The sequence below is a fragment of the Pontibacter virosus genome, assembly GCF_003096355.1.
In the GTDB taxonomy this organism is placed as follows: domain Bacteria; phylum Bacteroidota; class Bacteroidia; order Cytophagales; family Hymenobacteraceae; genus Pontibacter; species Pontibacter virosus.
In genome coordinates, this window is sequence record NZ_QEKI01000010.1 from 145,215 (window position 1) to 171,508 (window position 26,294).

The window sequence follows — 26,294 nt, forward strand, 5'->3', positions numbered from 1 at the left end:
GTTTTGCTTTAATCGAAAATCTGAGGCTGAATTTTGTATAGGCTGTGCATTGTTACTACTGCCATTTCTCTATCGAACAACTGATAAGACCTTCACTTGCCAGAGTAATTTAGAGCAGGCAAGTACAAACAGGATGAACCGGTGGGGTATGTTTGTTATTTGCTTCCAATCTTAGGGTCGGGTCCAACACTGTTTAACGATTTATCTTGACAAGAGTTAATTGGATATTTATAAAGTTCAAAATTAGGCGTCATAATAGGAGGATAAAAGTAAACCAAAGTTTCAGAAAGATTAGATGGTTAGGAAGGTAAGGTCCAGAAGGTCGGCAGAGAGGTATTCTCTTTTTTGTCATCCTGAAAAAATCTTGGTAGGGAGAACCACTAGCCCCAAGGTAGGGTCCTTAAGTTCTAGAAAATTCTCCCCTTGAGGGGAGCGTAGAGGGGTGTTTACATCTGCGAGGAAACTGAGAGTTGATCATACACTGGCTTTTCAGCTCTGTATTTAAACCCCTAGAGAGCTTCGTTCGCAAGTTTCGAACTCTCGTCCTCACTTGTCCTCAAGGGGATAGTTCCCGACATAGAGGGTTAGGGGGAATACCCCTCTGGGGGCAGGGTCCTCTATAAAGAGAGGGGTGCAGGGGTGTGTTATAGCAACTGCTTAACCTCCGGGGGTAGGGCCCTCTGTTTCTACCAAGAGCCTTCCAGGATAACAGTGGGTTTGAGCCTATTTCCCTGGAATTAAACGCTCCTGTCTTAGTGGGCTAGAAACGAAATTCTCAGGGGTGTAATCAGGAATGATACTATCCTGAATCCGAAAGCCCTTAAAACAACTTACCCTATAAAAACAAAAGAGACGCTATTGCTGCGTCTCTTTTGTTTTTATAACTCCTATATGTGTAACTAAACTGTTTCCAGTTCTCTTTGATCTAACTCCTCCTTCTGGTCAGCACCTATCGCTTTGTTCCAGTCTCCGGCATTCTTTATACCTAGTTTTTCAGGATCAAAGGTTGGGTCGAGGCCGGCTTTGCGCTGCGCCAGGTAATCTTGCAGGGTACGTAAGGCAGGCTTGCGTAGCAGGAAAATAGCAATGACGTTCAGCCATGCCATGATGCCCACACCGATATCGCCCAGCGTCCAGGCCGATTCTGCCGTCTTGACGGAGCCGTAGAAAGTGGCGGCGAGGATCAGGAAGCGCAGCGCCCAAAGCATCCATTTCCTGTTTTTAGTATTTAGGTAGCTTAGGTTAGTTTCGGCAATGTAGTAGTACGCCATGATGGTAGTAAAGGCGAAGAAGAACAGCGAAATAGCAACAAAGCCGCTACCCAGGGCAGGGAAGTGCGTGCTAACAGCCAGCTGCGTATACTCCGGCCCGTAGGGCACACCCGGCAGGTTCTCCACCAGAAAGCCCCCTTCCGGGTTTGCCACATTGTACTGCCCCGTAAACAGGATCATAAAGGCTGTGGCAGAACAAACGAAAAGTGTATCGACGTAGACAGAGAAGGCCTGCACCAGGCCTTGCTTGGCAGGATGGCTCACTTCGGCAGCGGCGGCGGCATGTGGTGCCGTGCCCTGGCCTGCTTCGTTCGAGTAGATGCCGCGCTTTACGCCCCACGCGATGGCCATGCCAAACACCCCGGCAAAAGCAGGCTCCAGGTTAAAGGCGGAACTGAAGATGAGGCCGAATATGGCCGGAACCTCCGTAATGTTCATCAAAATGATCACCATTGCCATCAGGATATAAGCACCCGCCATAAACGGTACGACAATCTGCGCCACGTTGCCGATGCGCTTGACACCACCAATAATGATAAGAGCAAGCAGCAGGGTAACGGCACCGCCCGTATAAGCCACCGGTATCTGAAAGGCATTGCTTACCCCGGATGCGATGCTGTTGCTCTGCACCCCCGGCAGAAACAGGGCCATACTGATAATGGTAGCGACAGCAAACAGCACAGCATACCATTTCACGCCAAGTCCTTTTTCGATGTAGTAGGCCGGGCCGCCTCGGTACTGGCCATCTTTTACCTGCTTGTATATCTGGCCCAGCGTTGCCTCTATAAAGGCAGAAGAACTGCCCAGGAAGGCGATCACCCACATCCAGAAGACGGCACCTGGTCCGCCCATCGCAATGGCGGTGGCTACACCGGCGATGTTACCGGTGCCTACGCGTCCGGCAATGGCTACTGTAAAAGCCTGAAAGGAACTGATGCCCTGGTGGGAGGACTGCCCCTTGAAGAGCAGGCGCAGCATTTCGCGGAGATAACGTACTTGTAGAAATTTGGTAGCGAAGGAGAAGTATACACCTGCCCCAAGGCAAAGTGCGATAAGTGCGTTGCTCCAGACGATGTCGTTCACCGAACTGATAATGTTTTCCATGGGCAGAGGAGAGGGGGAAAATCTTGAAAAGTAAAGTTTAATAACCTGTTTTTACAGAACCAGAGGTTTTGAGCAGTTTAAATTAAACAGAAAATTTAATAAATCATGGATTTATCCCGCGTTATTCTCTGTGGCGTAGGAGGGTTTGAACAGAAATAGCTGAATGTGAGTGTGGAATGAATTCCTTACACTGAGCACCCCTCACCTGATTAAACCCATAAAAGCAAAGCGGATTGTTACCCTCAAAGCCTCCGCTATACCGGATGCTAAAACTTTCAATCAGGTTAAAATTACGCCTGCGAGGATTAGAAAATCAGAAGTGATGGTAAAACATCCGCTCTTGCTTTTGTCGTATTAGTGCTTGGAAAAACTAACAAAAATACTGGTATAAGAGTAAAGGATACTGCTAGTGCTTCTTAAAAAATACCTACCTACAAGCGACAGAAATTAAAACACAAAGAGATGATTCAGAAGACCTACATGAAAACCAAAGACCAGTGCAAAGTGAAATTTACGATGAGCCTGACGGATGCAGAACGGGTGGAGATACGGGGGCTGCATGGCGATTGGGAAACCCCGGTGCAGATGAAAAAGAAAAAGGACGGGGTGTTTGAGTGTGTGCAGACGCTCCCGCGCCATACCCAGCACGAGTTCAAGTACCTGGTAAACGGCACTGAATGGCGCAACGATCCGGATGCCGATGGAGAGGCTCCAAACGAGTACGGTGGCACCAACACCTTACTGGTACTATAGTCCGTAATCTCCTGCCACTGCAGTTAAATTCTTAATTGCTTATACCTGAGATGTAAGAGGCTATTTCCTCCTCTTTGTCCTGCATGTGCCCGTAGGCAAACTTCTGTAACACATCGCAGGCAACTTTGTCCAGCACGCCGAATATGCGCGCTTCGCTGATCACTTCCTGGTTCCAGTCAGAAGCGATGACCAGGATGGCCTGTCCGTTGTAGGGCGTCAGGTCCAGCAGGTCGGCGGTGAGGTTGGGCGAGGGCCACTTGCCTGCTGCTAGGCTGTACTGACCCGGCTCCCAGCGGGGCGGGCTCTCCTTGTGATCAGGCGCCGGCTTAAAATAGCCATCCTCCACAGGGCCGATAAACAAAACGTTCGCTTTGTTCAGCGTAGTCGGTACGAGGGTTTTAGGATCAGGCAACACGGTGCCGGTTTCTTCCAGCGTTTCTTCAGCATCATTCATACCTATACATACTAGTCAAAAATGCAGATGGTTTTCCAGCAGCGCCCCGATACTACCTATACATGGGTGGGTACAACAGCCCTGGCGCCAGTGCCGGGTGAACCTGCACACAATACACGGGACGTCAGCGAAATTGCCGTCAGCAGACGATAGATCGGGCTTTCTTTCTGGTAAAAGAGACTGGATTCATTTAAGTCCCTTATGTTCATGAGGCCCATTATCCTCTGCTAAAATTCTTTTGCCTGGAGACAAAGCGGGCCTTCTTTTATGTAGCTCGAAGCGGGGCTAGACATACAGCGAGCTTACCAGGTCCTTATACCTTTCGAGGATGACGCGGCGCTTGAGTTTGAGGGTAGGGGTGAGTTCCCCGTTTTCGATGGACCACTCGCCCGGTAAAAGCGCGAATTTCTTCACCTGTTCTACCGGGTTGAACTCCTTGTTGTACTGGTTCACCGCCTGTTTGATCAGCGTCCAGACCTCCTGGTCTTCCAGCACAGCCAGGTTACCCGGGTAGGATTTGCCTTGTGTGTCGTACCACTCGCGCAGCTTGTTGAAGGCGGGCACAATAAGGGCACCCACGAACTTCTGCGTTTCGCCCACCACCATGATCTGTTCGATCCAGCTGCTTTCCACCATCTTGTTTTCGATCGGCTGTGGGGCTACGTACTTGCCACCACTGGTTTTGAAGAGCTCCTTCTTGCGGTCGGTTATCTTCAGGAATTTGCCGTCGATCAGGGTGCCGATGTCGCCGGTATGCAGCCAGCCGTCTGCATCGATCACCTCTGCGGTCAGGTCCGGTCGGCGGTAATAGCCCATCATCACGTTCGGGCCTTTGCAAAGGATCTCGCCGTCTTCAGCGATCTTCACCTCCACGCTTTTGAGCAGTGGACCCACGGTGCCGAACATGCGGTTCTCTTCGGAGTAGCGGTTGCCACTGATGATCGGGGAGGCCTCGGTCAGGCCGTAGCCTTCCTGTATGACGATGCCGGCTGCCGTGAAAATGCGCAGCAGCCGTACCTGGCAAGCGGCCGCCCCCGTTATGATCGACTTTACTTCGCCACCCAGCGCCTGGCGCCACTTGCTGAACACCAGCCGGTCTGCCAGGGCAAGTTGCAGCCGGTAAGCCAGCGGCATGGGTTTGTTGATCTCAAAGCGCTCAGCCAGTTCCAGCGCCCAGAAAAAGATTTTCTTTTTGTTGCCTGTCAGCTCGGAGCCCTTGGCCACAATGCCTTCGTACACTTTCTCGAGCAGGCGCGGCACAGTCGTAAAGATAGTAGGCTTCACCTCACGCAGGTTGGCGGCAATGGTTTCCATCCCTTCGGCATAGTAAATAGAAACGCCGCAGTAGAAGTAGCAATAAGTGGCCATGCGCTCGAAGGCATGGTTAAGCGGCAGAAAACTAATGGCCTTTTTGCGAAAGACTCCCACTTCCTGTATGATGAGCGCACTGTCGAAGGTATTGCTCAGCATGTTATAGTGCGAGAGCATCACGCCTTTGGGCGTGCCGGTGGTGCCGGAGGTATAGAGGATGGTGGCCAGTTCGTGCTCGCCCACGGCATCGCGCAGCAGCTCGATCTGTTGCAGGGTATAAGGAGAAGGCTCCGCCAACAGTTCCTTCCAGTGAGGGGCATCCTCGACCTGTTTGAAGGTATAGACGGTCTCCAGGGCTGGAAGCGCATCCTGCATACCCAGTATTTTACGGTAGAGTACTTCGTTGCCCACAAAGGCCAGTTTCACAGCGGCGTCCTGCAGCACAAACTCCAGTTCGCTGTTGCTGATCGTTGGGTAGATGGGCACCGAGATAGCGCCGATCTGCTGAATGGCCATGTCCACCAGCATCCACTCGGGGCAGTTGGGACTGATGATCGCTATCTTGTCCCGGCCCTCGGCGGAGCCATTGCCTTTTGTGATACCGAGGCCGAGCAGGGAGGCGCTGATGCGGTTCACCTTGTCCTGCACATCGCGGGTGCTATACCTGATCCACGTACCGTCTTCCTTGGCGGCCAGCATGTCTTCCAGCGGAAAGTTCTTCAGCTGCCAGTCGATGCAATCAAACAGGCGTTTGGGCTTCGCCGCCTGTGCTGTTTCTTCGTTCATGTTCACGAATTATTGCCTTAAATCTATACCTATACACCCTTACTGTGTCGGGGCCTCCCGTGTTGCCGAAAGGGCTATACCTGCTACTGCTCCCACCAATTGGACTGTGGAAACTGCCGCTTCAGGATGACAGGTTCGCCGATGCGGGGTGTAGTCATGGGTACGTTCATTTCCTTTGCTTTTTTGGTGACACGCTCGATCGGGTCGGTCCAGGAGTGCAGGGCCAGGGCAAAGGCGCCCCAGTGGATCGGCATCATCAATTTTCCTTTCAGGTCGAGGTGCGCCTGCACGGTTTCCTCCGGCATCATGTGGATGCTCTGCCAGAGTTCGTTGTACTGCCCGCATTCCAGCAGGGTAATGTCGAAGGGGCCATAGCGGTTGCCTATTTCCTTGAAGCCGTCGAAATAGCCCGTGTCGCCGCTGAAAAAGATCTTCTCGGTTTTGCCCTGTATCACCCAGGAAGTCCAGAGGGTCTTCATGCGGTCGGAGATGCCGCGACCGGAGAAGTGCCGGGCTGGTGTGGCGACAAACTTTATACCTGCCAGCTCCGCCTCGTCCCACCAGTCCAGCTCCGTGATCTTTTCGGCCGGAATGTCCCAGCGCTCCAGGTGCGCGCCCACGCCGAGGGACACGTAAAAGTGACCGGTCTTTGCAGCCAGCTTTTTGATGGACCCATAATCGAGGTGGTCGTAGTGGTCGTGCGAGATGAGCACCGCATCAATAAAAGGCAGGTCTTCAACGGTGATGGGCAGTTCGTCGGTAAAGCGTTTCGGACCCAGGAAGCTAAGCGGAGAGGCCCTGTCGCCCAGCATGGGGTCTACGAGCAGGCGCATGCCGTCCAGCTCGATCAGAAAGGTGGAGTGGCCGAACCAGGTGAGCACTGTGGCCGTGTCCTGCGCCGAAGCGAGCTGGGTCGGATCTATTTTCTCAACAGGTATAGGCCAGTCCGGTGACTGGTTTTCTGTTTTGTCGAAAAGGCGGGAGTTGATCATCTTGACATAGCCACCAAAGCTGATTTCCATGTTAGTAGGCACCGGGTTGTGGAAGATGCCATCTTCGTAGTTGGGTGAAGCCTGTATAAGTTTTAACCGTTCGCCTTTGGCCTCCCCGCCAAACTGGGGCGAGAGGTGCATGAAGCTGCAACCGGCGACACCCAGTAGCAACAGAAGAGAAAGTAAAAAGTAGGACGTAAATTTTTTGAGCGTCATAGACCAAAATTACGCATTCTTTTCTTCAGTGAGGATCAGGCGAAAGCAAAAAGCCCTGTTTGCTTTTGGCCAGAGAGGCCTTGCAAACAGGGCTTGTGCGTATAGACACAAGAATGTATTAATTAGAAGAAAGCTGCGTAACGCCCATGTGACCGAAGTGCGTTGCCAGCGCCATAAAGACAGAAGAAATCACAACGCCAATGCTGATGGCCAGGAAAGCCTTTCTTCGCTCGATCTTAAAGATGTTAGCGGCAATGGTACCCATGTAAGCGCCTGTTCCGGGCAGCGGGATCATTACGAACACCATCAGTCCCCAGAAACCGTGTTTTTGCACATTGTCACCGGCTAGTTTCTTGGCGCGCTTCGATAAAAACACTACCCCTCTTTTGTAGGCTCTGAACGGCCAGAACTTCTGGCTGAAGGTATCGATCATCCACATGAAAAGTGGGAACACTAGCGTATTGGCCACAGTGCCGACCAGAAAGGCCAGAATAAAGTGCACATTATTTAAAATGGCGTATGGTATGCCTGCCCGCGCTTCACCGAAAGGGGAGATGCTCAAAAGAAAGGTATAAAGAAGCGTTTCAAACATATAGGTATTAAAAATAAGCTAAGCTACTACTCAAAAGTCTGCAAATATAACGGCAAAATCGGTGGTTATACATCATTACAGAACACTGCAACTGAAATTAATTCAGCAGGCACTTTGCCGGGCTGTCCATTCACCGTACTGCTAACAGTGTGGCTTTCAATATAATTCAACGTGATTTAGTAGTTTTTTGATATAGTGATTTGCTAATTATAACTATGATATTGGGTGGATGTGGCCCGTTAGTGGGTGAGATTTAGCTTTATGATCATTAAAACAGTATTATAGTACAGGTCACGGGTAGCCGACAAGTGGGTAGGTTCAGCCTTAATATTTGTTTGAATTGTACTTTTTTAATTTTATGAATTTGTTAAAATTAACCTCCTACCTATAAAACAAGAACAGGTGCAAAAGTTCTAGCCTTTGCACCTGTTTTAATTCATTTGCTCGGAATTCTACACAGTATGTGTAAGTTCGGGGGATTGTGCCTTAGAGGGGGCGTTGTGGAGGGAGTGGGGTTACGTGTACTTCCTCCACGATCTCCACGACTTCCACCATCTCCGGCTTGGTATTCGTTGGCTTGTACCGATCGCCATTGGTGCTTGTCCGCTTTTTGCCCATCAGCGCCAGGGCGGCGGCACCTGCGGCAGCAACAACAGCACCTGCCACCAGCGGATTTGTAACAGCGCGGGTGTACATGCTGGTCGGCATCGTGTCTTTGATGCGACCGTGTATGCGGCCACCCTCTCCTGGCTGGTGCAGGGTGCCTTCCCGGTGCTGCGCCGGTTCGTCCAGCAACTGCTGGTCAGTCATTAGTTTTTCGCTGGAAAGGTCCATCAGCCCCGGTGCCAGTTTGTTGGTCAGGCTCATGAGCTTGCCTCCACCGCCTACCATGATGTCGCGTTTCTGGTGTGTGGCGGCGTACAGAATGGCATTGGCAACTTCTTCCGGCTCGTATACCGGAGGCGGAAGTGTCAGCTTGCGGTTGGTGTAGTTTTTAGCATGGTCAGGGTAGGGCGTGTTGATCGCGGCCGGCTTGATCAGGGTGACCGATACAGGCGCCCCTTCTTCTTCCAGTTCTATGCGCAGGGCGTCTGTAAAACCCTTCACGGCATGCTTGGTGGCGCTGTACATTCCCTGCATGGGTATGGCAGTGTCGGAGAGCACACTGCCCAGGTTGATGATGGCACCACCCCGGTTGCGCAGGTGCATGGCCGCCATCTGAGAGCCGTACACCAGACCCCAGAAGTTGGTGTCGAAGAGGCGGCGGTTGTCTTCGTCGCTCACCTCCAGCAGGCGGCCGTAAATAGATACGCCGGCATCGTTCACCCAGGTGTCGAAGCCGCCGAAATGGGAGAGGGCTGCGTCAGCGATGCGCTGTACGTCCTGCTGTCGGCCCACATCAGCGCCGACGGCGATGGCCTGTCCACCCTTATCGTTTATTTCCTGGGCTATTTCCCGCAGGGCCTGCTCGTTGCGGGCAGCCAGCACGAGGCGTGCGCCTTTTTCGGCGGCTGCAAAGGCCGTGGCCAGTCCGATACCGCTCGATGCCCCGGTAATCACGATTACCTGGTCTTTCAATGGTTTAAGTTTGATCGTCATAGTTGTAAATTGTTATATCAGTAATAAATGCTACCTTCATAAGGTACGGCCTCAGGCGGCGCTTGTTGGCGCGCGCTCCGGTTAGCACAAAAATCGCTGCCTTTTGAAATGAATTGCCGCTGAGTTTGTTACAGGTATAGCGTACCACAAGATAGCCCTTAAAATGACCGAAGAAGAGTTTGACGCCACCTTTACCTATACCCTGGATGTGCTGCTGGCCACCATGGCGGAGGAGCCTGAGATTGACCCGGAGAAGTTTTACAACATGGCCTGCATTTTGGAAAATCTGCGGTTCTTTAGTCCTGTGCTTTACGGCGTTATGCAGCAGAAAAAGGACTAAGGCGCAGCTACAGGGATAAACCTGCAACGCCAGGCCGCAACACAGCGTATGCGAAAACATCCATATATACTAGCCTATGTTTCTCTCATACATTTTTCAGGATTGGAACGCCAATAAAGGTAACCTGAAAGGTCGCCTTGTCATGCTGATGTTCCGAATCGCCTACCCTGCCCGCCTTAACACTATTTTCCGCATTATCTGGCTGCCTTACCTGATGTTCTACAAAATACTGGTAGAGTGGTTTATGGGGATCGAGTTGCCACACTGGACCACGGTGGGTAAGAATTTCTTTCTGGGCCACGGCCAGGCGCTGGTCATTAACGGCTGTTCCGTGATCGGAGAAAATTGTTTCTTCCGCCATTCCACCACCTTGGGTAACATTCGCCGTGAGGACGGCAGTTACACCGGTTCCCCCATCATCGGTAACAACGTGGAGTTGGGTTCCAATGTGTGCATCATTGGGGAGGTGCGCGTCGGGAACAACGTGCGCATCGGGGCGGGTTCTGTCGTGGTAAAAGACATACCCGACAACTGCGTGGCAGTTGGCAATCCGGCCCGTGTCATCAGGCGGCTTGACCAACCTACGATGCCAAGTGAAGTGCGTAATAGCCTGGAGCCGCAGGAGGTATAGACTAACCGCTTCGGTCCGATCAATTGACTTTACTTAATATTTTTGCCTATATTGGCCCGATACCCTCAATTTTTATACATCAAAGGCTGAACACTCTCCTTACTCACCTTACCTAAGCAGCTTTTTTGAATGGACATAAACTTAAAACCAGTTACTGCCGCCGCAGCAGGTATAGATACCAGCGGCGAAGAGCAGTACCGGATTCTGATTGACAGTATCACAGATTATGCAATTTTCCTGCTCAACACCGAGGGGTACATTATCACCTGGAACACCGGTGCCGAACAGATCAAAGGCTATGCGGCTGATGAGATCATCGGGAAGCATTTTTCGATCTTCTATACCCAACAGGATCTTGCTGATAACCACCCGTCACAAGAACTGACCAAAGCAATTGCTGAGGGTAAGTACGAGGAGGAGGGCTGGCGCGTAAAAAAGGACGGCTCTGTGTTCTGGGCCAATGTGGTCATCGCGCCCGTGTATGACAAAGACCAGCAGCTGATCGCTTTCTCTAAAATAACCCGCGACCTGTCAGAGCGCAAAAAGGCCGAAGATGACCTGTACCGTGCTTTTGAGGAGCTGAAGGAGAGCGAAGAGCGCTTCAGGCTGCTCATAGAAGGCGTAACCGACTACGCTATCTTTATGCTGGACCCGGCAGGCAACGTGGCCACCTGGAATAACGGTGCCCACCGCATGAATGGCTACGAGGCGCACGAGATCATCGGAAAGTACTTTTCCAGGTTCTACAGCCAGGAGCTGATCGCAGAGGGCTTCCCGGATTATGAACTCAGGCAGGCCAAAGAACATGGCCGGTTTGAGGACAATGGCTGGCGCTATCGGAAAGACGGGTCCGCCTTCTGGGCCAACACGGTGATCACCGCCATTTACAACACCAAGGAGGAGCTGATCGGCTTTTCGAAGATCACGCGCGACCTCACGGATAAACTGAAAATGGAGCAGCAGCTTTTTCTGATGAATGAGGAACTGCGGGAAAGCGAAGAGAAAAGCCGCCTCATGATTGACAGCGTGAAGGACTACGCCATCCTGATGTTGAATCCGGAGGGAATCGTGATGAGCTGGAACGAGGGCGCCGAGCGCATTAAAGGCTATAAGCCCAAAGATATCATCGGGCGCCACTTCTCTACGTTCTACAACCGGGAGTCCATCGCAAAAGGTTTTCCGCAGTACGAACTCAGAAAAGCGCAGGAGATGGGCCGCTTCGAAGACGAAGGCTGGCGCATTCGCAAAGACGGCACCGCCTTTTGGGCCAACGTAGTGATCACGCCGATCTACAACAGCAAAAAACGCCTGCTGGGCTATTCCAAAGTGACCCGCGACCTGACAGAGCGCAGGCGGAACGAGGAGCTGATGCACAAGAACAGGGAGCTGATCAAGATCAACAATGAGCTTGACAATTTTGTATACGCCGCCTCCCACGACCTGAAGGCACCGATCACGAACCTCGAAGGTTTGCTGGAGGCGCTGAAGGAAGACTTGGGAGACAGCCTGCCCCAGCATGAAGTACTTTTAAGCTATATGGGGGGCGCTCTCGGGAAACTCAAAAACGTGATCGCTGATTTATCGGATGTCACCAAACTGAAGCACGAGCAGGAGTCCCCTGAGGACGTGCAGATTCAGGACATGCTGGAGGACATCAAGATCAGCTTGCAGCCTTACATAGAACACACCGGCGCGGTGGTGGAGTGCACCAGTATGGCGTTTAGCACGCTGCGCTATTCCCGCAAAAACCTTCGGAGCATTCTGTTCAATCTGGTATCCAATGCCATCAAGTACGCGGACCCCAATCGTAAACCGGTGGTCAGAATCAGCACGACTATCCTCGAAGGTGGGGTATACGAGCTCGCTGTGCAGGACAATGGCCTGGGGCTTTCGCCCGGTCAGACTGGTAAAATCTTCACTTTGTTTAAGCGGGCGCACGATCATGTAGAAGGGTCAGGTATAGGGCTATACCTGGTGAAGCGTATACTCGACAACTCCGGTGACAGCATTGCAGTTGAAAGTGAGGAAGGTGCTGGCTCCAGGTTCATGGTGCGCTTCCATCAGAACAAAGTCTAGCACAGCGGGAGAATCAGGTATAGCATTGCCTCTTTTCAGGGAATAAACGTTTAGGTATAAAAATATTTATCTTTCTGATATGCTGGATATTGTCATTGAAGCCCGTAAAGCCTCGCTCGCTCCCGGAATGGATGTGCGGCGCATTCTGCCCTTTCGGCTCCGCCGCATGGTAGGCCCCTTTATCTTCATGGACCACGCCGGTCCTGTAGACGTGCAGCCACCGCTTTCCCACAACATGGACGTACTGCCGCACCCACACATCGGCCTGTCCACCGTCAGCTATCTGTTTGGCGGGCAGGTGACCCACCGCGACAGCCTGGGCGTGGAGCAAATCATCCGGCCGGGCGAGGTAAACTGGATGACGGCCGGCAGCGGTATTGCACATTCCGAGCGCTTCGAAGACCCCGCCACCCTGGCCGGCGGCGAACTGGAAATGATACAGACCTGGGTAGCACTTCCCGAGAAGGACGAAGAGGCAGCCCCAGCTTTTGAGAACTACAAGCCCGCACAACTCCCCATTTTTACAGAGACCGGTGTATGGATGCGCCTGATCGCTGGGGATGCCTATGGCTTGCGGAACGACGTGAAAACCCACTCACCCCTGTTTTATTTGCATGTAGTGCTGGAAAAGGGTGCCCGCTTTGGTTTGCCCAAAGAGCATGCAGAGCGCGGAATCTATGTGGCGAAAGGCAGCATCGAGGTCGCACACAAGACCTATACCGTTGGGCAGATGCTGGTGTTTAGCAAAGGCGCGGATCCGCTTATTCTGGCAAAAGAACCTGCTACGCTGATGCTGCTGGGCGGTGAGCCGCTTGGTGAGCGCTACATCTGGTGGAATTTTGTGTCGTCGCGCAAGGACAGAATAGAGCAGGCGAAAGCCGACTGGAAAGAAGGGCGCATTCTGCTGCCTCCAACCGACAACCTGGAGTTCGTGCCACTTCCGGCAGACCGCTCCAAACCCGCAGGTGGCCCGGCTCCGCAGGCATTGTCGTAAAAATTATTTCCCGAATTTACCTCTTCTCAAGCCTGATTCAAGGTTTATATCAGCGCATTCGCTTAAATTTAGGTTTGCCTAGTTAGTATATAATACACTGTAAATTAGCCAAATACGTATATAACCAAGTGTGCAGCAGACCTTTGTGCAACTGCATAAGATAAACGCCAACCAGTCTACAACAGGCTAACCCGTTTGCCATCAGTACAGGTCTGTTTTAACTAGTACGGCTACTCAATTTTGAGAATCTCAACATTCATATCCTCACCGGATACCTGACCTGACCGCAGTTCCCTTCTTACTCACAGAATAATTGGATCTCCTGTCGTTCTGCCCTCTGCATAAAATCAATACAGCCATCTAACTGGGCGGATTTTGTACTGTCATTCCTGTTATTCTGTTCCTATTATATATCACTACTATGGATATTATCTTTAAACTCACTTTCTGCTTTATTCTATTCGCATTGGTATCCTGTGGCAACAGCGATGATACACCAACGCCCAAGTTGAATAATAACTTGCCTGATACTGAAAGCCCGAAAGTGCAGCTTTTATCTCCAGGTGTGAATAACATGTATGTAGTCATAAGTCTGGTTAACGTGAGTGCCAGGTTGTGGGATAATGTAGGCTTGCAGAGCGCACGTGGTTTTTTAGTCGACGCTGATGGAAATCGACGTGAAGTCCTGACTCCAATTCTGCTATACGATCCGGTTAAATTTATGGAATACGGATCAGATTTTTATCTAAAAGGCACAGAGCCGGGTACGTACACACTGGTACTGGAGGTGAAGGACAGACAAAATAATATCGCAAAAGACTCTGTCACCCTTAGGGTACAGACACGTGATATAAACATATCAGAGTTTGCCAAAGCTTTTGAAGAGGGTAGCTTCTACCATCATATCGACTGGGGTTGGTTTGGGCTTGATTTTACAAACGGAGTTGAGTTTGATGAAAGACAGTTTAGTATGGGCATCTATATGATGGTCAATATGAGTAGCTATATTAATGAAAATGAGTGGGATAAGTTTATGCAGGACTTTAGGTTTGAGAAGCAGGCCTGGGCTGGATGGGATGAGAATACTAATGGTGAGTTAGATTATGATGAGTTCCATAAAGGATTAGTCAGACTGGAGCTGTTTAAAAAGTGGGACTTAAACAATGACAATCTGGTAAGAGAGGATGAGTTTATTATTGGCATTTTTGACAGATGGGACAGAAACAGGAATAGCTGGCTGAGTAGAGAAGAATACGACGATATGTTTTATACCTATCTGACACTTTGATATGTTTTTCAACTAAGTTATACCTAAAATCTATACCTAAATAGGGCAGTCAACGCAGTCCTTATCGTTTGTCTTCCTCAGATTAGAATATAGTAAAAGGTATAAGTTCAAATTACTTGTCTGAATCAAACCACTCCTGTACAGTTGGAGTGGCTTTTTTTGTTTAGCACATCTTTCCGGTGTTTCATCACATTTAGTTGAAGCCCTGTTTTCAGTTTCTTAATCTTATACCTATTAAAGGCCTGACAAGCAATTGGGCAGGTATAAACGGGATAAGAGAAGCTGAACCAATGGAACTATCGATCCGGAACATTCCCAAAACCTATACGGGTTGGGTACAGGCCTTGAAAGAAGCCTGCCTGATGATACTACTCTTTCTGATTGGCTTGCTGGTTGCAAACGGGCGAATGGGGCATGCCTTGTTGCAGCCACTGGCCGCGTTGCAGGAAAAGAGCGAGAGTCAGACCCTATTCGAAGACATTGATTTGTCGCGGGAGTCAGTGCAACTGCTGCATTTTATGCTCGATACCCTGTTTTAACGATACCCGTCACAAAATCAGCCGCATTCATCACATTTATTGTTTATACTCAACCCTTTCATTTATCATTGTTTTATGAATGATATAACACTCAATCACCATGTTGTAAAGCCCATCCAGACAGCTAAAATAGAGTTCTGGGCGGCTACGGCCATCTTTGTTTCCTCACTGTTTTCGCTTTTCATCGAATACAGTCCGAATGAGTATGAGTTTATGCAGGCCGGTGTAGTGTACAACTACTACGAGCATTTTTTCTGGCCCCAGCTCGTGCGCTATACCTGTATCTACCTGGCGTTTCTGCTGCTCAACTTTAAAGTAGTGCCGCGCCTAATGCGCAAAGAGGCCTTGTGGTGGAACGTGTTGTTGCTGGTGCTCACCTTTGTAGCGGTTGGTCTCCTGACGGGTATCACCGATACCTATTACAAAGGCCACCAGCTTTTCATGTACTACTCGGCAGAGGCGTTTTGGGAAGATATTTTCCAGGGCAGTTTTCAAAACACCCTGTGGTTGTTGCTGGTGTTCAGCTTCTATACCTTCATCAAGTATGTGGCGCACTATCTCCTCGACAATGCCGCAGCCATTCAGTCCCGGTACCGCCTTGTAACCCAGGAGCTGATAACGGTGGCGATAGTCTGGCTGGTAAGTGTGTTCATGATGGTGGTGTTCAACATCGGCGATAATGAGACCGCCTTGTGGGCGATAATTTCTCTCAATGCGATAGTCCTGTATTTTGTATCGCTGCATTACCTGATACCAGCAGCCCGCAAGTCGAAGCGAAAATTCCTGGCTTACCAGGCCCGGGTGCTGCTGATACAGGCATTGGCGTATGTGCCTGTTTTCCTGCTACTGATGGTTGCCCTGCACAGTGAAGAAAGCGCGCTCGAAATCAGCTTTGTAAACTCCCTGTTCCAATTTCTGGTAACCGGCCCTATAACCTGGCTGATCTTCAAACGCCAACTGGCCGGTAAGGAAGAAATGTTTGTGCTCAAGAAAGAACTGGGCAGCTCCACTGCCAATCTCGATTTTCTGCGCTCCCAGATCAACCCGCATTTCCTGTTCAATGCTTTGAATACGTTATATGGCACAGCCCTGCAGGAAAACAGCGAACGTACTGCGCAAGGTATACAGATGCTGGGCGACATGATGCGCTTTATGCTCCACGAAAACCACCAGCAGAAAATCCTGCTCTCGCGTGAGATCGAGTACATGCGCAACTACATTGACCTGCAGCTGCTGCGCACCTCGGCCTCACCCAACATCTCGATCGAGACCAAGATTGACGATGTAGTAGGAGACCTTTACATTGCGCCCATGCTGCTGATCCCTTTCATTGAAAATGCCTTCAAGCACGGCATCAGTCTCAAGCATAGGTCCTGGATCCGGATAAGTCTGCACAGCGAGCAGAATAAGATCTTTTTTGACGTGTATAACAGCAAGCAGAAGAAGTCAGAGCAGGACCCGGAGAAAGACGCCTCAGGTATAGGTCTGATCAACGTGAGACAGCGACTCAATCTCCTGTACCCGGAGCGGCACGAACTGATCATCCGCGATACGCCGGAAGAGTTTTTCGTGCACCTCACACTGCAATTGTAGGCACTGAGGTTGTTTTTTGCTACAGATGCTGTTTAGTGCAAAGAATTAGTGTAGCAAAACTGTTTGCAAAGATATTTTGCCAGGTCTCTAGTTCTCTGGTGGTTATAAGTAAAGCTTGTGTACATGCAAATACATGGGAGGATAGATTTAAAGCATAGCTCATCAGGTTTGAAACAGGGACAGGCATTGGCTCAATCTGCACGTGTATGCTTTCTCTGTCTTGTTTAACAGAGAAATTAGTAAAAATAAGAAACTCTAAACAGGTTCTTTAGCAATCAGCCATCAAAACATCAGCATCATGAAAATACTAGTATTCTTTTGCGGTTTTCTATTTGTCGCCACAAGCTTATCTGCGCAGGTGTTCGAGACAAAAAAAATGGACAGCTTATTTTTCTTCTTAGAAAAGTATGACAAAGCGATGGGCAGTCTATCGGTCTATCATAAGGGTGAAAGTGTGTATCAAAAATCAATTGGCTATGCCGATGTAGATAAAAAAATAAAAGCAACGGCTCACACGAAATACAGGACTGGATCTGTTTCCAAAATGTTCACTGCTACGCTTGTCATGCAGCTAGTTGAAGAAGGCAAATTATCTTTAGAGACCAAGCTGGCTGCCTTTTACCCCGAATTGCCGAACGCAGATGAAACAACCATACAGCAACTCCTGCAGCACAAAAGTGGTCTTTTTGATATTATAAAAACTCCAAATTTTAACGAGTGGATGGTAGAAAAAAGGAGTAAGGACGAGTTGTTGAACAAAATCAAAGAAAACGGCAGTGTATTCGCTCCTGGGGATAAAAGAGACTATTCCAATACGAATTATATCATACTATCATTCATTCTTGAAGATATTGAAAATATGGATTTCGGTAAAATTCTGGAAAGGCGGATCCTCAAACCCCTTAAGCTAAAAAATACTTATTACGGGGAAAATAACCCTAAAAAATTCGTGTCAATTTCCTACGAAAAGAAAGATGGCGTGTGGGAAAAACCCATTCATATTGACTTAAGCATTCCCCGTGGAGCGGCAGGGATAATTTCAACTCCAGAAGATCTCAACAAGTTTATGAACGGTCTTTTTGATGGAAAGTTAGTAACTGAAAATTCCCTTGCGATAATGAAGAAAGAACCTGGGATTGGAATGTACCCTATTCCTATTTTACAGGAGGAAAAAATGATTGGCCACATGGGAGGTATGGACGCATTTAAATCCCTTCTGGTTTATATGCCTCAACAAGACTTGACTTTTGCATACACCTTTAATGGGGTTGATTATGCTTACAAAGAAATTGTGATGGGGATCTTTCATATTTTATTAAACAAGGAATACGCTTTGCCAAAATTGGAATCTGTAAATTAAGGGTTGAAGAGTAGAACAGAAGAAACGTGGTACGACAGGTCTGCTCCTGGCTCCACAGCTGCAAGGTACTGCTGATCAAATCTGGATAAAAGCTTGTCATAGGATGGCGATTTATTTATTGGCTTTCGCAGTGCTTTTTATCAAAAGAATAAGTAAAATAAAATACCCTCAAACAGGTCTGCACTAAAAAAACAGATATGCGCGCAATAGCAATAGACGACGAACCGATGGCCCTGGAAGTGGTGCGCGCGCACGCTGCCAAAGTACCTTACCTGGAGCTGGTGGGCTGCTTTACGGATGCCTTCAAGGCCCTGGAGTTCCTGCAAAACGAACCGGTCGACCTGCTGCTCCTGGACATCAAAATGCCCGATATTTCCGGGTTGGAGTTTGTGACCAGCCTGCCGAAAAAGCCCATGGTGATCTTCACAACCGCCTATTCTGAACATGCCGTGACGAGCTTTGAGCTGGATGCGGTGGACTACCTTTTGAAACCCTTTTCGCTGCCCAGGTTTGTGAAGGCCTGCAACAAAGCCCAGGAACTGTTGCAACTGCGCGGCACAACGGCTCCGGCGAAGGATTATCTCTTCCTCAAAACCGGCTACGAGCAGGTAAAGGTACACTACGACGAGATCCTATACCTGGAGGCGGCGGGCAATTACGTCACCTTCGTGCTGGAAGGCAAGAAGCTGCTCTCGCGCATGACGATACAGGAACTGAGCGAGCAACTGCCTGCAGACAGCTTTGTGCGGGTACACCGTTCCTACATCGTGGCCAAAAAGCAGATCGACAAAATAGAGCGCCACCAGGTATGCATCAAAGGAAATGAAGTGCCGGTGGGAGCTTCTTACATGCAGCAGCTGCAGGGGATTTGATTTCTATACCTAAGGCGGTGCAGTTTTATTCCAGGAGATTCTCCCCTTGAGGGGAGCGCAGAGGGGTGTTTACAGTTTCAGGGAAATATGCCTAATCCCTCTGTCATTCTGTTAAGAAACTTGGTGGGAGGGAGATTAAGCTGATGCTATCTGTTACCAAGATCCTTACAGGATGACAAAAAGTATAATGAAATGGCCCTCCCCTTGAGTGAAACACCCCTCTAATCCCCTCAAGGGGATAGTTTTTCGATAGTAAACTCTGCCAATATTTGAGAGTCCCTCTTTTTCACAGAACAACTGGGAGGTATAATAGTATCAGCAAAGCCGATGACAAGCTAACGACATAAAAAAGGCGCTCAGGAATTAACCGGAGCGCCTTTTTCAATTTATCTAAAGCGTATACCTACTGGTTCGCTTCCAGCCATTTTCTGGCATTCACGAAGGCTTCCATCCAAGGCGATACCTCGTCGTGACGGCCTTTCGGGTAATGCGCCCACTGCCACTGCAGAAGCGAACGCTCGATGTGCGGCATCATCACCAAATGGCGACCTGTTTCATCGCAGATCATGGCGGTGTTGTAGTCTGAGCCGTTCGGACAGGCCGGGTAGGTTTCGTAGGCGTACTTCGAAACGATCTGGTACTTGTCCTCGGTGTGCGGCAAACTAAAGCGCCCTTCGCCATGCGATACCCAAACTCCCAGCGTGGAACCGGCCAGGCTTGATAACATCACCGATTTGTTTTCCTGGATGGTCAGGGACGTAAAGATACTTTCGTGTTTCTGGCTCACGTTGTGCAGCATGCGCGCTTTCTGGTCATGACCCATCGTGATGAAGCCAAGCTCCACGAATAGCTGACAGCCGTTGCATATACCTACCGAAAGGGTGTCTTCGCGCTTGAAGAAGTTCTCGATGGCATTCTTCGCTTTCTCGTTGTACATAAAAGCTCCGGCCCATCCTTTGGCCGAACCCAGTACGTCGGAGTTGGAGAAGCCACCAACAGCACCGATAAAGCGGATATCTTCGAGTGTCTCTCTTCCCGAGATCAGATCGGTCATGTGCACGTCTTTCACGTCGAAGCCGGCCAGGTACATGGCGTTGGCCATTTCACGCTCCGAATTACTGCCTTTCTCCCGGATAATCGCCGCCTTGATTCGTGGCTTGGCGCTGTCAATCGCCGGTTTTTTGCCGTCGAAGTTTGCCGGGAAGGTATAGGTCAGCTCGTGCTTCTTGTAGTTGTCGAAACGCTCTTGAGCGCTTTTCGCACCGCTTTGCCTGATGTCCAGCAGGTAAGAGGTCTTGAACCAGGTATCCCGCAACTGGGCGATGTCGAAGGTATAGGCATCGGCTCCATTCTTTAACTCAAGCGTTGCGCCGCTTGTGCCAGTGCCTATTTTATGGAACGGAACATTGCTGGCTTTCAGGGTTGCTTCTACTTCTTCTGATGCCTGGAACACTACGCCGATGTTTTCAGCAAACAGCACTTTGATGCTGTCGGCTTCACCCAAAGACGTAAGGTCAATAGAAGCACCCAGGTTGTTGTCGGCAAAGCACATCTCCAGTAGGGTTGTGATCAGGCCGCCACTGCCAATATCATGGCCTGCGGCTATCTTACCGTTTTTGATCAACTGCTGCAGTGTGTTGAACGCGTTCTTAAATAGCGTTGCATCGGTAATATCCGGCGTTTCGTTGCCGATCTTATTCAGGACCTGTGCGAAAGAAGAACCGCCCAGCTTAAAGGCGTCGTTTGACAGGTTGATGTAATAGATATTGCCGCCCTCGCGTTGCAAAACAGGCTCTACTACCTGGCGTACATTGCTGCAATTTCCGGCTGCCGAGATGATCACCGTGCCCGGTGCAATCACATCTTCATCCTTGTACTTCTGCTTCATCGAAAGCGAATCCTTACCCGTCGGGATGTTGATGCCCAGGGCAATCGCAAACTCTGAGCAGGCCTCTACGGCTTTATACAGGCGGGCGTCTTCTCCTTCGTTTTTCGACGCCCACATCCAGTTGGCAGAAAGCGATACGCTTTGCAGGCCATCTTTCATGGGAGCCCACACGATGTTGGAGAGGGATTCGCCAATGGCATTGCGGCTGCCTGCAGCCGGGTCGATCAGGGCGGAGATAGGGGCGTGGCCTACCGAAGTGGCAACTCCCTCTTTGCCCTGGAAGTCCAGCGCCATCACACCGCAGTTGTTGAGCGGCAATTGCAGCGGACCAGCACACTGCTGTTTGGCCACACGGCCGCCCACGCAGCGGTCTACTTTGTTGGTGAGCCAGTCTTTGCAGGCAACAGCTTCCAGTTGCAATACCTGCTCGAGGTAGGTATGCAGTTGGCTTTGGTCATACGTTACCGGCTGGTAAGCTCTGTCAACAGTCTTGTCGTTCATCACCACTTTCGGCGAGCTGCCGAACATGTCGCTCAGCTCCAGGTCCATCGGTTTTTCGCCGGTAGACGACGACTGGAACGTGAAGCGTTGGTCGCCGGTCACGTCACCCACGGTATACATGGGAGCGCGTTCGCGGTCGGCTATCTTTTGCAGGGTAGCGATGTCTGCTTCACCGATCACCAGGCCCATGCGTTCCTGCGATTCGTTGCCGATGATTTCTTTGGCCGATAGGGTGGGGTCGCCTACAGGCAGTTTGTCCAGGTCTATTTTACCGCCAGTTTCTTCTACCAACTCTGAAAGACAGTTTAAGTGGCCGCCTGCGCCGTGGTCGTGAATCGAAACGATCGGGTTGTGCTCGCTCTCTACCAAGCCACGGATGGCGTTGGCAGCGCGTTTCTGCATTTCGGGGTTAGAGCGCTGGATCGCGTTGAGTTCTATACCTGTGCCGTGCTCGCCGGTGTCGGCAGAGGAAACGGCAGCACCGCCCATACCGATGCGGTAGTTCTCACCACCCAAAATCACGATCTTGTCGCCAGTTTTCGGATGCCCTTTCTGTGCCTGGCTGGCTTTGCCGTAGCCCACGCCACCAGCCAGCATGATCACTTTGTCGTAGCCCAGTTTACGTGGCGCTTCGATCTGATCCGCTTTCTCGTCGTGCTCAAAGGTCAGCACCGAACCTGTGATCAAGGGCTGTCCAAACTTATTGCCAAAATCCGTGGCACCGTTCGAGGCTTTGATCAGGATATCCATCGGCGTTTGGTACAACCACTGGCGTTCCTGCGTGGCCTGCTCCCAGGGGCGGTCTTTTTCGAGACGTGACAAGGCTGTCATGTATACCGCGGTGCCGGCAAGGGGAAGGGATCCCTGGCCACCAGCCAATCGGTCGCGAATCTCACCGCCCGAGCCGGTTGCAGCACCGTTAAAGGGCTCTACCGTAGTCGGGAAGTTATGCGTTTCAGCTTTAATGGAAATAACCGATTCGAAGTCGCTTATCTGGTAATAGTCAGGTATATCGGCACGTTTTGGGGCAAACTGCTGCACTACCGGCCCTTTAACAAAGGCCACATTGTCTTTATAAGCCGAAACAATATCGTTCGGGTGTGTCTCAGATGTTTTGCGGATAAGTTTGAAGAGCGAACTCTCTTTCTCTTCGCCATCGATTACAAACTTGCCATTGAAGATCTTATGGCGGCAGTGCTCGGAGTTAACCTGCGAGAAACCGAACACTTCAGAATCAGTCAGCGGCCTGCCTACTCTTTCAGAGAGCTTATTCAGGTACTCTACTTCTTCTTCGCTCAGCGACAGACCTTCCTGCTTGTTATAGGCAGCAATATCCTCCACAGGCTGCACAGGTTCAGGCTGGATGTTGATGGTGTAGATCTCCTGATTCAGGCTCTTATACCTTTGGGAAAGCATCGGGTCGAAATCCGTGAAATCTTCCGCCACTGTTTTAAACTCTTCGATGCGGATAATGCCTTCGATGCCCATGTTCTGCGTGATCTCTACCGCATTGGTACTCCATGGGGTGATCATGGCGGCACGGGGGCCAACAAAAAAGCCACTCAGCACAGTTTCCTGCTTTAGAGTGGCGTTGCCGAATAACCATTCCAGTTTTTGAATGTCTGTAGCGCTTAGTTCCCGCTCGGATTGCACGGCGTAAACTGTATCGGGCTGACTAAAAAAGAAGTGAAGCATGCTTAGTTATTTTTCTATACGCAAAGATACGGTTCAAATTTAGATAATTGGGAAGGAAAGGGCCAAGATTAGCGGCATTTCTATTGTAATTGTCTGGCTGGTGCTGATTGTGGGTATGCACTAACCGGGTAAATTGTATGGTGAGAAGAGCATCCTGAATGCCGCTCAATTAGATGTAATTTTCTCTGTAAGCCAATTTTCGGCCAAATTAAGGATAATTTTTTGAGAAGAGTAGGGGAGAACAGGGTTTGGCTTCTACTAAGTTTTGTGCATTTTGCGAGTTTAAAACTATCTTATTTACCTGATTCGGGTTGGTGCTTTAGTTGCAAGCCGTGTAGGAAGTTGCGCAGAATCTGGTCTTGAAGCGGGCGGTAATGCTGGTGGTCGGGTTTGCGAAAAAAGGCGCTGAGTTCGTGCCTGCTTAACCGGAAATTTACCAGTTCCAGAATATCGAGGATGTCTTCGTCTATCAGGTTCAGGGCAATTTTGAGCTTACGAAGTATGATGTTGTTATTCAGTTTATTTTCGGGCTTAGGTTGCTCGCCTTCCTTTTTGCCGCGTTTCTCGGTTATAAAACCATTGAGAAAAGCTGCCAGGTGCAGGTCGCTCATTTCCTTAAACCCGGGCTCATCTTCCTTTCTCATCAACTCGATGATTTGTGCGCGGGTTACCTCTTCTCCCCCAGACTTAAAAAGCTCCATCAGTTTAGAGTCATTAAAATCAAATGTATAGCGGAGCCGGCGTAAAATATCGTTGTTGTTCATGTTTATACTTTGAATGATTTCTTTATAAATACCGCCTTAGCTTTACTCGTGCAGCAGATGACCGTAGCGGAGAAAGGGTAAAGGCTGCACTTTGTTGTGCTTTCGTGCTTTATTTTGAATGCGAATTAACACTTTTTGATTCAGCTACTCTGATTCAAGGTACAACTTTACAAGTTGCTATCTTGAGGGGCAAAAAACTCTATGGCAGCTTTATTAAACTCAATCGATATTTCCTGCGGAGCATAATGGGAGGCGTCTTTAAAGATAATCAATTTTGCCCCTTTGATACTTTCAGCTATTGCCTTGGTGTGTGACTCCAGAATTACGTCATGCTCCCCTGCCATCACCAACACTGGAACACGGACAGCGCTCATATCTTCAAAGCTCATCTGCGGTTCATATAGCAGCAGTCTCAGAAGTCTTGACCGGTTTAGTGATTGCTCGTCCACCTTCCCCTCCAATTCCTCAAGCTGCTTGTTGAACAAGTCTAAAAGCCCGCTTTCTATAGCTGTTTTATCTGGAAAAAGATTTGCTCCCATGATGGCGATCTTCTTCACGTATTCAGGGTGGTTTAAAGCCATCTTTAGAGCCGTGTTTCCGCCGTCGCTCCACCCTAGCACGTTTACTTGCTTCAGACTCAAGGAGTCCAGCAACTGCTTCATGTCTGACGCAAATAGGTCATAGGTAAGCTCTTCCAAGTCTTTATCACTGCTTCTTCCGTGGACGCGGGTGTCCACGGCAATTACTTTAAAGTACTTTGACAGAGATGCTATCTGCTGAGAAAAAGCGGAAATAGATTGCCCATTCCCGTGGAGCAGCAGGAGCGGCTCTCCTTGGCCATAACTCTCATAGTATAGTTTCGCACTGTTCGCGTTTACATAGTTCCCGACCTCTAAGCTATCTCCATAACTATATTTGCTTTGCAGATTATTAGGCGTCTGCATGGCGATGTACCTAAGGTATTTTAAGCTGTCAGGCAGCAAATAGTCCTCTGCTGGGGGATTTTCTGATTGGGTGTTTTTATTCTTTCCTTTATAAGAGTCAGCTTTGAGGTAAAAGCTCAGGTAGCCAGGGCTCACCTCTTTCCACTGGTCCTGGCTTTTGTCGCGGAAGAGTATGGAATGAGTAGGAATGGGAACAGCAGAAATGGCAAAAGATTTTCTGTTGCCCTCAATGGCCTCACTTTTCAGCCATTGAATGGTGACCGCCACTTTGTCCTGCCCTTCCAGAAAAATGTGGTACTTACTGAGGTCCACCTTCACCCAACCCTTCTTCTCCGTGACATCAAACCGTATATCTTCCTTCAATAACGACTGGTCAGGTAAACCGTCTTTTACGCTGTATAAATTTAAGCGGAACCTGACGTATTTGAACCTGTTGAACACAACGTACATGTTGAAATCCCTAAGGAGAACCTCCTCATCCAGGTTTAGAATTGTGCCTTGCTCTTTGGCAAGCTCATCGGACACGAGGTTGTTTTCTGTATACATGTTGGACACCATCATCGTGGAGTTTCCCGTCCTGCCAAAGGTCTTCGTCTTGACCTTTCGTGCCTTCACCGTTACTTCGTTTAACTTTATCTGAGCTGGTGGCAGGCTAATTAGCTGATGCCCTTGCCTAAAAGCTGCAACGGTAGTTCCAACACTTTTGTAGCCAACGCAGGAGACAATTACCTCCTCCTCATCAGAAACAGCAGTAGCTGGAATAGTAAAGCTAAACCTCCCATTTTCATCGGCAACAGTACCCAGGCTTTTTCCCTTTATTCCTACAGTGGCGTACGGCACAGGCTCATTCTGAAACCTGTAAACAACCTCTCCTTTTAAGGTCAGGTTTTGAGAAGCTGCCGAAGTATAAGCTAGAAATAAAATAAAATGCAGGAACAGTTTGAATGTTTTCATTAATTGGGTCAAGAGTGTGATAAAAAGCCTATGAACTTTAAGAGGTACTGAATTTTATACAAGCAGCTTCTGAATATGAGTTAGCATGAGGCACAACGGCTCGTGCATAATGTGGGGAGGCATAGCCGAACCTAAATTATGAAACTTGTTAGTGCTTGGTGTTTTTAGTCAAATTTGTCAAAATAAATGTCGATGTCGTTATCACCGAACTTTTGTTTTTCTTCTTCCGTGAACGAGAATATTTCACTGTCAAGTTTGCTGTGATTAAACGTGTCATAGCATTCTGCAATTTGATTCTCCAGCGTATAAATTTGACAATGACATATGTCTCTGTTGTCAAAGAATTCTTTCAGATTTCCAATGATTGCATTTTTATTCCTATCCGTAATCAGCAAATTAAGTCCGCCGTTCCAAACAGTAAATTTCCCAAACTGTGGTTTTTGATACTTATAACTGTCAAATAGGGAAGATTTGAAAACTTCTGCCTGCCTGTCCGTTTTGCAGTCTTGGATTGAGTTAATAGTATACTTTTTTATTTCTGCTATTTCTTTGTCACTATAGGTGATTGATGTCCAGTTGCACTGTAACTCCGCAACACAATTGTCTGGAAATTGCTCTATAATGCTGCACAGAAAGTGTACTTGGTCAAAACTTTTTTCTTTCATACTCTTGGCACTAACGGCAGTTTGTCTAAAAACCTCTGCACGTTTCTTAGCTAAAGATAGCGATTTGAAGATATACTTCACCAGAAGCGAGGTCTTTTCTTATTTGCGCCTG

Annotated in this window: 20 protein-coding genes; 10 read left to right on the top strand and 10 right to left on the bottom strand. The window is 49.3% G+C overall.

Annotated elements, in window-relative coordinates:
* Positions 1-899 precede the first annotated feature (899 nt).
* The gene (locus C8E01_RS14900) at positions 900-2,375 is read right to left on the bottom strand and encodes an alanine/glycine:cation symporter family protein (RefSeq protein WP_116544247.1); all 1,476 of its coding nucleotides are present in this window, start codon (positions 2,373-2,375) and stop codon (positions 900-902) included.
* Between the two features lie 462 nt (positions 2,376-2,837).
* Here C8E01_RS14900 and C8E01_RS14905 point away from each other — a divergent pair, with 462 nt between their 5' ends.
* Positions 2,838-3,128 carry an isoamylase early set domain-containing protein gene (locus C8E01_RS14905; RefSeq protein WP_116544248.1) on the top strand — a complete coding sequence of 97 codons (291 nt, stop codon included), beginning with the start codon at positions 2,838-2,840 and terminating at the stop codon, positions 3,126-3,128.
* 31 nt (positions 3,129-3,159) lie between these two features.
* Here the strand turns inward: C8E01_RS14905 and C8E01_RS14910 are convergent, their stop codons facing one another.
* From C8E01_RS14910 to C8E01_RS14930, 5 genes are all read right to left on the bottom strand, one after another.
* Positions 3,160-3,582 carry a hypothetical protein gene (locus tag C8E01_RS14910; RefSeq protein WP_116544249.1) on the bottom strand — a complete coding sequence of 141 codons (423 nt, stop codon included), beginning with the start codon at positions 3,580-3,582 and terminating at the stop codon, positions 3,160-3,162.
* A gap of 285 nt (positions 3,583-3,867) precedes the next feature.
* Entirely contained in the window at positions 3,868-5,679 is a 1,812-nt protein-coding gene (locus C8E01_RS14915; protein ID WP_116544250.1) for an AMP-dependent synthetase/ligase, read from the bottom strand.
* A gap of 83 nt (positions 5,680-5,762) precedes the next feature.
* Positions 5,763-6,887, bottom strand: a complete 1,125-nt coding sequence (locus tag C8E01_RS14920) for an MBL fold metallo-hydrolase (protein ID WP_116544251.1) — start codon at positions 6,885-6,887, stop codon at positions 5,763-5,765.
* A 118-nt stretch (positions 6,888-7,005) separates the two neighbouring features.
* The gene (locus C8E01_RS14925) at positions 7,006-7,479 is read right to left on the bottom strand and encodes a COG2426 family protein (RefSeq protein WP_116544252.1); all 474 of its coding nucleotides are present in this window, start codon (positions 7,477-7,479) and stop codon (positions 7,006-7,008) included.
* 486 nt (positions 7,480-7,965) lie between these two features.
* A complete protein-coding gene (locus C8E01_RS14930; RefSeq protein WP_116544253.1) occupies positions 7,966-9,078 on the bottom strand; it encodes an SDR family oxidoreductase in 1,113 nt (370 codons plus the stop codon).
* Between the two features lie 163 nt (positions 9,079-9,241).
* On the opposite strand from C8E01_RS14930, the gene C8E01_RS21710 reads away from it, so the two are divergent.
* The 9 genes from C8E01_RS21710 to C8E01_RS14970 all read left to right on the top strand — a co-directional run bounded on the left by C8E01_RS21710 (position 9,242) and on the right by C8E01_RS14970 (position 18,771).
* Entirely contained in the window at positions 9,242-9,418 is a 177-nt protein-coding gene (locus tag C8E01_RS21710) for a hypothetical protein (protein ID WP_165820662.1), read from the top strand.
* A gap of 76 nt (positions 9,419-9,494) precedes the next feature.
* Entirely contained in the window at positions 9,495-10,049 is a 555-nt protein-coding gene (locus tag C8E01_RS14935) for a serine acetyltransferase (RefSeq protein WP_116544254.1), read from the top strand.
* A gap of 129 nt (positions 10,050-10,178) precedes the next feature.
* Positions 10,179-12,125: a PAS domain-containing sensor histidine kinase gene (locus C8E01_RS14940; RefSeq protein ID WP_116544255.1), complete on the top strand. Its 1,947-nt coding sequence runs from the start codon at positions 10,179-10,181 to the stop codon at positions 12,123-12,125.
* A 79-nt stretch (positions 12,126-12,204) separates the two neighbouring features.
* Entirely contained in the window at positions 12,205-13,119 is a 915-nt protein-coding gene (locus C8E01_RS14945) for a pirin family protein (protein WP_116544256.1), read from the top strand.
* Positions 13,120-13,540: 421 nt separating this feature from the next.
* Positions 13,541-14,407: an EF-hand domain-containing protein gene (locus C8E01_RS14950; RefSeq protein ID WP_116544257.1), complete on the top strand. Its 867-nt coding sequence runs from the start codon at positions 13,541-13,543 to the stop codon at positions 14,405-14,407.
* Positions 14,408-14,697: 290 nt separating this feature from the next.
* Positions 14,698-14,946 (top strand): hypothetical protein, encoded by a 249-nt coding sequence (locus C8E01_RS14955; protein ID WP_116544258.1) that lies wholly within the window; start codon positions 14,698-14,700, stop codon positions 14,944-14,946.
* A gap of 75 nt (positions 14,947-15,021) precedes the next feature.
* The gene (locus C8E01_RS14960) at positions 15,022-16,539 is read left to right on the top strand and encodes a sensor histidine kinase (protein ID WP_116544259.1); all 1,518 of its coding nucleotides are present in this window, start codon (positions 15,022-15,024) and stop codon (positions 16,537-16,539) included.
* A gap of 298 nt (positions 16,540-16,837) precedes the next feature.
* Entirely contained in the window at positions 16,838-17,899 is a 1,062-nt protein-coding gene (locus tag C8E01_RS14965; RefSeq protein WP_116544260.1) for a serine hydrolase domain-containing protein, read from the top strand.
* A 197-nt stretch (positions 17,900-18,096) separates the two neighbouring features.
* Positions 18,097-18,771: a LytR/AlgR family response regulator transcription factor gene (locus C8E01_RS14970; protein WP_116544261.1), complete on the top strand. Its 675-nt coding sequence runs from the start codon at positions 18,097-18,099 to the stop codon at positions 18,769-18,771.
* A 403-nt stretch (positions 18,772-19,174) separates the two neighbouring features.
* Here the strand turns inward: C8E01_RS14970 and purL are convergent, their stop codons facing one another.
* From purL to C8E01_RS14990, 4 genes are all read right to left on the bottom strand, one after another.
* Positions 19,175-22,855, bottom strand: a complete 3,681-nt coding sequence (purL, locus tag C8E01_RS14975) for a phosphoribosylformylglycinamidine synthase (RefSeq protein WP_116544262.1) — start codon at positions 22,853-22,855, stop codon at positions 19,175-19,177.
* 293 nt (positions 22,856-23,148) lie between these two features.
* On the bottom strand, positions 23,149-23,619 hold the full coding sequence (locus tag C8E01_RS14980) for a YehS family protein (protein WP_116544263.1): 471 nt from the start codon (positions 23,617-23,619) through the stop codon (positions 23,149-23,151).
* A 167-nt stretch (positions 23,620-23,786) separates the two neighbouring features.
* Positions 23,787-25,517, bottom strand: a complete 1,731-nt coding sequence (locus C8E01_RS14985; protein ID WP_116544264.1) for an alpha/beta fold hydrolase — start codon at positions 25,515-25,517, stop codon at positions 23,787-23,789.
* Between the two features lie 164 nt (positions 25,518-25,681).
* Positions 25,682-26,263, bottom strand: coding sequence for a hypothetical protein (locus C8E01_RS14990; RefSeq protein ID WP_116544265.1), 582 nt, complete (start codon positions 26,261-26,263; stop codon positions 25,682-25,684).
* Between the last annotated feature and the right edge of the window lie 31 nt (positions 26,264-26,294).